The 11,554-nt window shown below is 52.6% G+C and carries 7 protein-coding genes (1 of these 7 only partly in view); all 7 read right to left on the bottom strand.

Annotated features, from left to right (window positions below):
* A protein-coding gene (locus ACPV3A_RS23425) for an FG-GAP-like repeat-containing protein (RefSeq protein ID WP_426201505.1) crosses the window boundary here: on the bottom strand, positions 1-1,037 show its 5' portion. The gene continues 280 nt to the left of window position 1, outside the view; 1,037 of the gene's 1,317 nt are visible here — the first part of the coding sequence; its start codon is at positions 1,035-1,037; its stop codon lies beyond the left edge, outside the window.
* A 13-nt stretch (positions 1,038-1,050) separates the two neighbouring features.
* Positions 1,051-1,848 (bottom strand): polysaccharide deacetylase family protein, encoded by a 798-nt coding sequence (locus ACPV3A_RS23420; protein WP_194542933.1) that lies wholly within the window; start codon positions 1,846-1,848, stop codon positions 1,051-1,053.
* A 175-nt stretch (positions 1,849-2,023) separates the two neighbouring features.
* Positions 2,024-4,291 (bottom strand): rhamnogalacturonan lyase, encoded by a 2,268-nt coding sequence (locus tag ACPV3A_RS23415; RefSeq protein WP_426201503.1) that lies wholly within the window; start codon positions 4,289-4,291, stop codon positions 2,024-2,026.
* A 29-nt stretch (positions 4,292-4,320) separates the two neighbouring features.
* Complete coding sequence (locus tag ACPV3A_RS23410) at positions 4,321-5,367, bottom strand: glycoside hydrolase family 88/105 protein (protein WP_426201501.1); 1,047 nt, start codon at positions 5,365-5,367, stop codon at positions 4,321-4,323.
* 78 nt (positions 5,368-5,445) lie between these two features.
* The gene (locus ACPV3A_RS23405) at positions 5,446-6,180 is read right to left on the bottom strand and encodes a DUF1961 family protein (RefSeq protein ID WP_220685080.1); all 735 of its coding nucleotides are present in this window, start codon (positions 6,178-6,180) and stop codon (positions 5,446-5,448) included.
* Positions 6,181-6,249: 69 nt separating this feature from the next.
* On the bottom strand, positions 6,250-8,850 hold the full coding sequence (locus ACPV3A_RS23400) for a hypothetical protein (RefSeq protein ID WP_426201499.1): 2,601 nt from the start codon (positions 8,848-8,850) through the stop codon (positions 6,250-6,252).
* Positions 8,851-9,109: 259 nt separating this feature from the next.
* Positions 9,110-11,434 carry a helix-turn-helix transcriptional regulator gene (locus ACPV3A_RS23395; RefSeq protein WP_426201497.1) on the bottom strand — a complete coding sequence of 775 codons (2,325 nt, stop codon included), beginning with the start codon at positions 11,432-11,434 and terminating at the stop codon, positions 9,110-9,112.
* Positions 11,435-11,554 lie beyond the last annotated feature (120 nt).

Raw genomic sequence — 11,554 nt, 5'->3', positions numbered from 1 at the left:
CCACCGCGCCGGTATGCCAAAATATAGTCTGGTGCGCCAACCGCCCACCCGCTCAAAGGCTCGATAATCGTAAGCCAGCCGGGTGTCTTCCGGTCTTCCTTCCACACCTCTTGTCCGCTGCTGTCAAGCAGGAACAAGGCGTCCTTGCCAATTAAGCCCTTACCGTCGTCCTCTCTCACGAGTCGATCCAGCCCGGCAATTTGCATTCCCTGCAAGTCGCTTCGGAAGCGCCCGAGCGCTATATGCTGTGACTCGATTGAGCCTTCGTAGCGCCATAATTCCTTGCCGTAACGGCCATACATGACCGTTACGCTCCCTCCGATCACAAGCTCAGGCTCTCCGTCGCCGTTCACATCACCGATCCAAATGCAATCGGCGTGATCATCCAATTCACGGCAGCTCCATAACGGCGTGCCGTCATGGTCCAGCAGCGTATAACCGGCCATCACTTCGTCGTATCCATCACCGTCCAAATCATATGCCCAAGGGAAATGGCCGGGGTTGCCCTCGTGCGTCCAGAGCAAATTGAAGTTCCGGTCCATAGCCCACATGCGATGATAACGATCCTTAAGAATGAAATCTCGCCCATTCGGGTTGCCTGTCAAATTCGCAATGATAATGCAGTCGTGCGCCTCAGGGTCCGGAAGCTCATGGGACGACCTAACGCTTCCGTCGTGCCCGTTGATGACGATGAGCCGGCTATCCATAACGCACAGCACCTCCAACCGGCCGTCTCCGTCGATATCGACAATTTGTGCCGGATAGTCCGACCCTTGGCTGCCTGCTCCCGGATCCGGCTTCCCCGTTTGCCAGAGCAGATTCCCCTCTAGATCAAACGCAGTGAGGCACTGCACCTGATGGGGAATATAACGCACGTCTTGGCGGTTGTCGGGCTGCACGAGCAGCATCTCCATCCGGCCGTCTCCGTTCAAGTCGCCGAGCAGCATTTTACAACGTGAACCTGCCGCCCGTATATCCAGCTTGCCGATGAGTATAGGTTCTTTGGTCATCCCTTGGTTCATCCTACTTCCCTCCATTCCTCTCTTCGTATTAAAACTTGATTAACTCGCCGCCTTTCACTTCGACGATCTCTCCGTCCACGTTCAACCAGACGTTTAACGCTGAAGGGTTGTAAACAAAATCCAAGTCAGCTGCAAACTTCAGCCTTTCGAATGCCTTGGCGTAATCGACAAGCTCAATGTTGGTACAATACCAAATGTCCGGATTGCCCCCAATATAGGCACCAAACTCTTCCATAAGTTCCCAATTATCGTCGTTATCGAACTCGTAGCTGTGGCCCCATACGTACATCAGATACAGATATTGCTTTTTGTGCAAGCTGACGAAGGTTTCCGCATGCTTCATCAGGTCACGATTATGGTGGCATGTCGGCTTCCATTCCAGAAAATCGTCCGGCATTCCGAAATGTCCAGTGCTGTCAACGACTCTGGCATACTCCATGCCGAGACCTGGCAGCATTTCTTTGATTCTGTGGTTGTAAGAGCCGTTCGGATACGACATCCCACGCACCGTATAACCCACGATACGTTCCAGATTTCGCCGATCTTCCATGATTTCGTGCACGATTTGCTCGTTCGGGCAGCGAGCGATCGTAGGGTGAGTCAGCGTATGTGCCGACACCTCGTGACCTGTATAGAGCGTTTTGACCTCATCTGCACCCACCTTGTCATGCGTTCCGACCAGTCCGGAATTGATATGAAAAGTTCCTTTAAGCCCATTTCGGTTAAACGTGTCTACCAGCCGCCGATCGGCGAATCGGCCGTCGTCGTAGCTCATCGTTAACGCTTTGTGCCGCCCTTCCGGAAAGCACATCAAAATTTTCGCCATCCTGTTTCCTCCTTAGCGTATATACTCCACAGCAGACGTACTGCAAATTCCCTTCGTCAATGAGCGGAGCGCAACTGACGGATAACCTGGTTTCACTGAGAAGCGGCCAGTACTAAACTGATCATTTGCCCCAATTAATAAAGTCAACAAACATGGATGGCCACCCGCGGAAACATCAGTTGCGATCACGTATGCATACACAAGGTAAATATAGATTTGGGGTAGGGACCTTCGCCCAATCGATATCGGAAGCAAAATAAAAGCTTGTGTAGCAGGGCTGGTTATAGACCACATTCTGCCATGCGACACCGGTTCTGTACTGGGCATCATGCATTAACGTATACAATTTTCGGTCGGTTACCTCGGTGCTCAGGTAGATCCGAATCGCCGAGCTATCCTTTGTTCGTACTAGCAGCTCTTCTCTCCAATCTCCGAAAACATCAGCGACAAGGCAAGGATTTCCCTTCGTTCCGTTATTGGAAACTGCACCTTCTGCCGTAAGCAGCCTGCCTTGTTTCCAATCGTCGATTGTAACAGGCTCGTCGAAACTTCCGTTGATCACCTGTGTTGTCATGTTGGCCGACCACTTGATGCTCATGTTCGTGCCCGGAATCTGTTTTGCCATTTGGTCTCCTCTACATGTCATCAAGCCGAATGCTTCATCGCTTTCATAACCCTCGCTGCACCATATTTGAAGCCCCTTTTGGGCCGGATCAACCTGTCCGATCATCCCGCGCCCTACATCATCGACGGCGAAACCGCCGTGCAATACCTCGCCAGTAGCCGCGTCGCGCAGAGTGAATCCGTAAGGTCCCGAGTCACCGCTTTCATGCACCATGAAAATCTCCAATCCCTGCCGGTCTGGATCAATGTTCGCTACATGAAGGGCATCGCCGTGACCCAGCTTGGCGATTTTTCCAGGTGCCTTGCTTTCCGGTGGCATTACACCTCGGGAGCTGTATAAAATGGATCCGTCATGATCGATGGTCGCCGACCCGTAAATAATTTCATGGCAGCCGTCTCCGTCTACATCTGCAATGCTTAAGGAATGCGCCCCTTGTTTAGCGAGGCTGCCAAAGTTCTCATTCCGGCCGTCCTCCAGACGGAGCGTATCATAAAAAGGATTATTCATCGAAACCCAACCGCTGTCAACGAACCAGTGCTCCTTAAGGTGCGTTCCGTCCCAGGAATAAGCTGCGACGGCAGCCCGGGTATAATAACCGCGAGCAAAGATCGCAAACGGTTTTTTCCCGTCCAAATAGGCAACTCCTGCCAGGAATCGATCCACGCGGTTTCCGGGCTCGATGCGATTCCAAGCATAATCCCCCCACATCAGACCGTCATCAAGCCGCCCCGGCTTATAGGGGATCGTCTCCAATTCTTCGCCTGTTTGTCCTTGGAAAACAGTTAAATATTCTGGCCCTTCAAGAATAAAGCCCTCGAATGATCGCAAGTTGTTGCGCCCGCTCCGGCTGGGAGCATAGACGTCAAGAAAATAATCGGCCAGCCGCTCCGCATCCTCCTTTAGCAAAGGATAACTGTAACGACGATCGATTCCGAAGCATTCTTCCAGTGTAGAGGGCCAACGACCGGTCACTACCTCTTCATGCGAGTGCCAGCTCATAAACATATGGACAATATGCTTATAGTAGTCCGCGCTGCACATTCGATAGTCGTCCTGATGACTATACCCCGCATCCACATCCTCCGGAGGCATGGTTATATAGGTTTCGGAGGACATTATACCTTCCTGATCGTACCTTATGACCTTCGTACCGGGCGCTGTCTTGAACATCAGCTCAGCTTTCCCGTCTCCGTCAAAATCATAGACCAGAAATTGTGTATAGTGAGCACCCGCCCGAATGTTCACACCAAGCTCAATCCGGTAGAGGAGAGTTCCGTCCAGCTTATAGCAGTCGATATATACCGGACCGGTGTAGCCGGAATGCGATACATCCTTGGCATTGGACGGATCCCATTTTACAAAGTACTCGTACTCACCGTCGCCATCTACATCCCCGACGCTCATATCATTTGCCGCGTATGTATAGATTTGGCCAGTTGGCGTGACGCCGTCCGCCGGTTTTCGAAGAGGTAATTCATAGTACGGACCGACCCAGGGAGTGACATCGGCACATCGGTCGACTTCCTGTCCGTCCACAACGGCACAAACATAATAAACCGATGTTAATGTCCCGCTGGGGTCCAAATAGTTGGTGCTGTCGTGGACAGCTGCGATAAAGTCGCCACTACGATACAGGTTGAAATTGGTGCCGATCATTCCGTTACCACTATAACCGGTCACTTCATTCCCGAGCAATCTCCAGCTGAGAAAAATTCCTTCTGTTGTCGCTGCTGCAACCAACCCCCGGTCCAGAAATTCCATTTGTACCCCGGATGTCTTCTGTGCATCAAACTTGTGCTGCTCATGGACGGTTTTCATAAATCGACACCCCTCCTTAATATGAACATCTATCCGATATCCTGTTCTCCCGTGTTGTTCATTTCGATAACTGCGGAAAGTAAGGCAAGCGCAAGTCCCTGCCCCCAGCCCTGGGCCCATTTTTTATCCACTTCGAGATAACCCCTGATGTCGTTCATGACGGCGGTTCCACCGGATACGTTAAGCACCCGTCCTCGTTCGGAAATATTAGCCAGCACGCCCTTTAACGCCCGCTTTACATGTTTGGCATGAAGCGGATTATTCTGCATCACCATTGCCGCGGCAATGCCAGCCGTGGCTGACACCTCGCCATAAGCTTCCGGGTAGTCGAGCACGGTGCCCCAGAGGCCGTCATCCTTCTGCAGCTTTTTGATGGCGGCAAGCTGGTCTCGCAGCGAGCTTATAATATGCATAAATGGTGGGTACAGGTAAGCTTGCGGCAGCACATGTCCCACGCGTGACATCGTATAGGCCGCCCAAGCGTTGGCGCGTGCCCAATACATTCCTGACATATGATCTTTATTAAGGTGGTTATATCCGTGATACCACAGGCTGGTATTCTCGTCCTGCAAATAATTAATATGCCAATAAAACTGATGAAGTGCATCGTCAATAAGCTGCTTCTCCCCAAGCACCACGCCTGCGCGTAATAGGAAATATCCCGCCATAAACAGAGTGTCCGCCCAGCATTGCTCCGGAAAATCGTTTTTAGCCGACACCGTGTGCTGGAGCACACCGTCACCGAAACGCAGGGCGTTGTTCTCCAGATAGTCCACCTTGCTCATGATGATATCGAGGTATCTCTGATCCTTCGTCTGTTCGTAAAGGGTGAGCAGCATATGTCCCATCGAGCATGTGTTGACCGTCCATCCCGGAAGTCCTGCTTCGATATATTCATCGCACCACTCTATCATCCGTTCCAAATATGCTTGCTCGCCAGTCACTTCAAAGGCACGGCTGATCCCGTAATAGGCGACGCCGCAAGGCCAGTCCCAAGTGAGATCCATGCCGAAGGTGTAATCTGCAACGCACCCGACAACCTGCTTTAGATCGGCATTAGCAATAGTTAACTTCAATGTGCAAAGCCTCCTTGGTCAAAGCCTCTACTGAGATGGAAGAGGCTTTGACAGTAATTATGGAATTAACGGTGTTTACTACGATTTACTTTCGGCATATACGGTTAAATTCGCGTATTCTCCAATCAGAGGCGCCATCTGGCGGAAACCGAGCTTTCCGCCAGCGATTGGAAGCCCGTACGTGACGCCGTCGTCTTTCCACGAGAAAAGCGGAAGATTGTTAACGGCAAACGTAATGCGATGTCCGCTCTTAACGATCAGCATCCGGTATGGTCCGACTGCGTCCATGACACCCGGAATCGGGTCGGCACCTTGCGCGACCAGGTGGAAGCCGTAGCTTTTACGCAAATTGCATGTATGAAACTTCCGCTCCTCCTCCCACTTCCTCCGGAAGTAAGAAACGTGGAAAGCGTTCATTTCGCCGTGATGATACTGGTCGTATTCACCAGTCCGTGGCTTGATGGAAGAATCGAACAAATCCCTGCCTTGCGTGCCGCTTGCGCTAAAAAACATAATCGCCAGGCCCGGCTCGCGTACCGGCCAAAAATCCCATGAGACGGCGGCGTCCGCCGGAAAGTTCTCCGGGCACCACAATACGAAATTGGCTCGCTGCCCCTCCGCCTCGTCGCGGACGCTTTCGAGCCGCATACGTCCCAAAGGAAACGTGATGGCTCCTTCTCCCTCCATTCGAAAATCCGCGACATGCTCGGGCTTGGAGAGTGGGTTTGCATAAATCGCACGCCAACTTTCGGGAATCAGCGGGCTTTTAGCAGTATGCACGACCCCTGTTTCGGTTGGTTGATCTGTTGTCATCGTATTCACGCTCCTTTCTTCCCATGTCTGGGTTACCGCGCATGGGCGACGAGCGATAACCGAGCTGCATTACACATTAGCTTCCTGGCGGGCCGAGTCTACATGGTCAGGTAAAGAATCTGGGATCAGTTCCAGGCTGATGATCGTGTTCAAAGACCATTGCGACGCCTCATTCGTATTCATCCAGTCAATCTCCTTCAGCTTGTCGACGTACGTAACGTCAACGGCATCTTTTTCCAGGTCTGTGGTTGCAAAAGAGTGTCCCAGCAGCGTCGACCAGGCAACATCGGCTGTACGCCTGTCCTTACGGTACCACGCGCCGTAAGCGACGAGGGCCAGCGTCAGAACTGGATGCTCAAACCGCTTTGTGCTGATGGCGCCGCCTGTGATTTGATCCTTTTCTTCCTGCGAAAGATTATAGAAAACACCGAAATCGGCCATCATGTCGTCCCACTGTTTATCCTTCAGCATGCCGGACAGCTCGAACCATACCTGCGGCGCGCCCATGCATAACGCCAGATGGCGCCCCCAGTTGTCGTCACCCATCGACGTCAGCAAGCCGGTATTCGGATCATAACCGTAAGTCGGACCGGAGATCAGACCGTAATTCGCCTGTTTAATGCATTGAATGCCGGTAAGCAGTTTATCGCGGTAAAACATATCCTCTTTGCGCTCCCAGCGGGTCATCCAGTTGGAGCTTAAAGCCGCCCAATCCGGGCCGACCCGGATATGGGTCTTATGCTCGTCCTTGGGAAAATAGGCGCGCATCGGATCGATATGGACGGTCGTATAGTCGGCATCCTTCGCCTCGTCCATCATATCCCCGATCCGCTCGTCCCCCGTTAAATAATAATAGTAGCGATGGAGTCCGGCCATGCCGATCCGTGCCTCCTTGCAGCCGCAGCCCCAATGGACGACGTTATGCCGCGAACCGAGCCCGGCGTATTCACCGAAATGATAGACGTCGACCTCGCTCGTATGGCGCGTCATCGCCTCCGCCATCCGGAAAATATCTTCACGTCCCGAGCGCAAAAACATCAGCCACAGCCACATGTTCGGGACCAGCTCCGTATTTTGCCAAGCACAGCCGCCGAGGTCATAATTCCAGACATGGCGCGCAGGGTCGTAGCTGTGCATGAAATCGCCGTAATCCCAGAAGCCGTACCAGCGCCTCTGCTCCACCTCCCTTTGGTAAAAGGCGATGATCCCGTCCAGCTTCTCTTCGAGGCGGGATTTGGCGGGCGTTCCCCTGTCCGGCAAGCTCCAAATGCCAAAAGCGCCTTGGCTCCGCAAATAAGCCGGCTCGCATACAAGCTGCGGAGGCGAGTCGTTATAGCTCGCGTAAGCCTCCAGCTCAACTGGCGACGGCGTAAACGCCCGGCACCAAATCGTCAGCTCGCTCGTATTGCCGACGCCGTACGGAGTTGCCCGCAGCTCTTCCGCGCCTTCGTAGGAAGATTCAACATGCGTTAACGTATCGTAATGGCGCATGTCCATGGCCGGCGCTTCCGGGGACCAGAACCAGGCGATCAGCTGCGCCTGGTCCTCTGTGAGACCGTGCGCCTCCATGCCCGAAGGATGCTTTTGCCAGAAATTGCGCATCGCAAGAGCCAGTCCGCCGCCGGGCCCACCGACATATGCAACACCGCGCGCTCTCCGGCCTTCTCCGGATTTGATCCAGCTGCAGCCTGCCCTGGTCCGCTTGGCCATCAGATAATGGTCGGCGGAGAACTGCGTCACCTTAAAGCCGTCCCAGCTTGCGGAGTCGTGCAGCAGACTCATAAAGTACTCGTCGTCCATTTCTACGTCGGTCAGTGTTTCCCCATTGAGCTGACGCTTGAACAGCTCCAAATATCTGCCTTTTGTGCGCCGCGAATGAAGCGTTTTGGGCGATTCGCTTAAATAACCGGTATCACCGGCAAATCGGATGTGGCGGTTGTACAGCGGCCCACGAATCGGCAGGGTGAAACGGATGCCGAGTCCTTTCACGAAATCCTGGTTCGGATTGCCGTCATAAAAAAACGTATGCACCATCCGGATCGACTCCAGACCCGCGTAAGCATACAGGCGAAGCGAAAAAGGAAGCCATTCACCAGTTCCGTTCACGGCACGGTGGCGGCCCGTCAGCTTGACGACCGCTCGTACCGGACCTGCTTGCTCCACCTTCGCTTCGTAGATTTGGGATTGATAACGTTCCTCCCGGATCGTTCGGCTCCCGGTCAGCTCGCTTACGCTTTCCTTGATAGCGATCAACTCGCCATAAGAGCTTATACTGACACCGTTTCGTAGAACATCAGCGATCATTTGGCTACCTGTTTTCGGTACCCGAAAGGAAATGACGCCCGTGTCGATGGTAAAGCCATCCTCTGCTTCACGTACGGACAATGAAGCCGCTGTTGGTGAATGTTTGGAATCTCCCTTCACGATGGTATACCCATGAGGGGCACCAGTCGGAAATGCGGCGGCATGCGCCGTCCATTTGACGCTGCCGTCCGGCCAATATGCAGTCGGCCAGCTTTGCAGTGCAGGGGCAGTCCCGCCCTCCAAGTGCAGCGACAGCCGGTCGTCCCGTGAAAGCTCCCCCTCCTTCCACGGCATTCCCCAAGTCAGCCCGGCCGGAATATCAGCGGCTGCCTTTAACCAACGCAGTGATACTCGCGTGTCGTTCATGGCATCATCTCCTAAACGTTTTCTTGGCTTCCGTTCTTTCAACGCCCTCATTGTAGACAGCTGCGGCTTTCCCGGCAATGGCACTTTCTTGATGGCATCCGCCGGGCTAAATTGCACGATTTCGCGAGAATTGCACTTTATTGCACGTTAAGGTTTTTCTGGTGCTTCGCAGCCCTGCGCATCACAATAAAGCCGGCAGCGGTCACATCATGAACCGCTGCCGGCTGCTTCTTTCGATCTGTTTATCGCAGCTTACTTCCTAATCTGCCCGGCTAAGTTCACGATAACGGGTAGGAGTCATGCCCTCGAGCTTTTTAAAGATCCGATTAAAATAGCTGTGCCGATATCCGACTTGTTCGGCGACCGTGTTAATTTTCATCTCCGATTCCCGAAGAAGCTCCTTCGCTTTTTCCATACGCAGCTCGGTCAAATAATCGATAAAGTTTTTGCCGGTGACCTGTTTGAATGATTTGCTCAGGAAAAACGGGTTCGTGCCGATGTGGTCGGCACAATTGTCGAGCGAAATGTCGTGCATATAGTTTTGCTGCATATAGATCATGGCATGCTCAATCAGCCGTTTGACCTGGCCATCCGTTCGGGTCGTCAGCTCCTTCAAGAAAGGGGCGATCACCTTCACTTGGAACCATTCCCTGGCGCCAGCAGGTTCTTTAATCTGGGAAAGCTGCTCATACAGGTTGGCGCCCTTGAACAAACGATTCGGCTGAATACCGGATACCAGAATCGCATGCTGGACGGAACCCAGCAAATGAAGCATCCCCTGCTGGACATCTATCGCTTTTGCCTCCTGCACGGACAGCGCATTCTGGAATTCAACGAGCAAGGCGTTGGCGTCCGCTTCCTGTCCGGTTCGAAGCGCCTGAAGAAATTCTCTTTCCAGCGTAAAGGGATACTGCGGTTCGGACGAATCCTCGAAATTCAGCTGCTCCATTTCGATAATCTGGTTATCGTTATCGAATTTGCGGAAGCTGGCTGCGTGTTTCACGCCTTCAAATGCGAGCGGTATGTCGCTTACACGGCCGGTAGCCCGGCTGATCGCCACCGTCACCACCATGTTCAGCAACCGGTTAACCGTCTGCGCAAGCTTTTCGCAAAACGATTTGATCGTTTCTGTACATGGCTCCCCTTCCGGCAAGATGAGCAGCACCCCTGATCCAAGATCATGGAAATTGATCGTGCTGCTTTGCTCGAAATACGAATCCGCCAGCTCTTCGATCATGTTGACGGATGCGAAGGTAACCAGTCCCTCGTCGCCAAACTTGAACTTCCCTTCCATGCTGGCGATCCCGGTAAGCTGTACGTACAGCACGACAAATTGCTTTCCGCACACCTGCCATTTATACCGTTCCATCCGTGACCGCAGGTCCTCCTCCGTATAGGCGTACAAATAGCCCTGAAGGAGCTGATGGAGAAAGCTTTCCTTTACATGCGGCAGCTGCTCGAGCCACTTGGCGTTCAGCTCCCGACTCTCCCTGCTTAAATGCTGCCATTGCCGCTCGATTAGCGTAAACTCGTCCTCCCGGCCTCCGCCCGATAAGGAGGCGCTTGGCAGCAAATCCTTCATTAGCCTTTTTACAGGTAAGTACATTCGGATCGATGCAAGCCAAGCAAGCCCTATTGCCAGCAAGAGAGCGCTCAAGCTGACCGTCAAAATGACTTTGGATATAAAAACGACCGGTGCAGTTATATTAGTGATCGGCGAAGCCGACACGTACAGCCAGTTATCCATGATTCGTGCGAAATAACCGTACGTGACCGCATAGGTCTTGTCGTTCCATTCATAAAGAAACGAGCCTTCACTGTTCACGTTTGACTCGACCTCGCTTCTGACTGCCTTTACGAACGTCGAATCTATCGAGCTCCCGTTGGCGGATACGAATAGATGACTGCTCGGCTCCGTTAGAAAATTTTCGCCGTCGGCATAAGGAGTAATGGTCTGCAGCGCTTCCGCGACTTGATCGCTGTCCAAGCGGACGATCAAGGCTCCAATCGGTTTTTGGCTGCCACCGGGAACGAGATGCACAAACGTCAATTCCCGTTTTCCCGGCTGATCGGGATCCAGCGTTAGCTGTGTCCAATACGTCGTTTTTCCTGCGTCAAGCAGTTGGTTGTATAACTTGATGACACTTGCATCATGTAAAGCGGAATATTCCGGATAAAACAATACCGGCTGGCTTCCGCGCAAATAGAGGCTGACGTTACGAATCATCGTATTGGAGCCCTGCATGACGAGCAGCGTATTCGTAATATCGCGGGTCTTCTCAAAATCACGCACGAAGTCGCGTTCGCCGAGCGAATAATCGAAGCTCGTATCGAACGCCCAATGCGCCAGCATCATTTCGAGATTGGACAGCTGTTTATTCAGGTTCTGCGACCGCTGCTCAATCTGGTTGTTATGGAGCTTCAGCAGCTCCTTTTCCAGCTTACCACCGGCCATCGAATATACGAGAACCCCGGTAATAATGCCGGGAATTCCGGCAACAAACAGGAACATGATTAAGCTTTTCCTATAGAAGCTGCCAGATCTGCCGGATAAGCGGGCCAATAACATTTTCCATCCATTCATCGTCAGCTCACCAACCATATCTAAAATTAGTTTTGCCTTCCTTTGTTAGGCGGTCCTTTGCCTTTCAGATATGTAAGCGTATTCAAATATAGCAACAGCGAAATAAAATCGACTGTCTTA

The organism is Paenibacillus sp. Dod16 (assembly GCF_049893405.1).
Classification (GTDB): domain Bacteria; phylum Bacillota; class Bacilli; order Paenibacillales; family Paenibacillaceae; genus Paenibacillus_AQ.
Note: the sequence above shows the minus strand (reverse complement) of the source record. Positions and strands in the feature narration are given on the sequence as shown.

Coding starts and splice junctions, on each gene's coding strand:
- ACPV3A_RS23415 (WP_426201503.1), bottom strand. CDS start 4,291: ATGAAAACCGTCCATGAGCAGCACAAGTTTGATGCACAGAAGACATCC.
- ACPV3A_RS23395 (WP_426201497.1), bottom strand. CDS start 11,434: ATGAATGGATGGAAAATGTTATTGGCCCGCTTATCCGGCAGATCTGGC.
- ACPV3A_RS23405 (WP_220685080.1), bottom strand. CDS start 6,180: ATGACAACAGATCAACCAACCGAAACAGGGGTCGTGCATACTGCTAAA.
- ACPV3A_RS23400 (WP_426201499.1), bottom strand. CDS start 8,850: ATGAACGACACGCGAGTATCACTGCGTTGGTTAAAGGCAGCCGCTGAT.
- ACPV3A_RS23420 (WP_194542933.1), bottom strand. CDS start 1,848: ATGGCGAAAATTTTGATGTGCTTTCCGGAAGGGCGGCACAAAGCGTTA.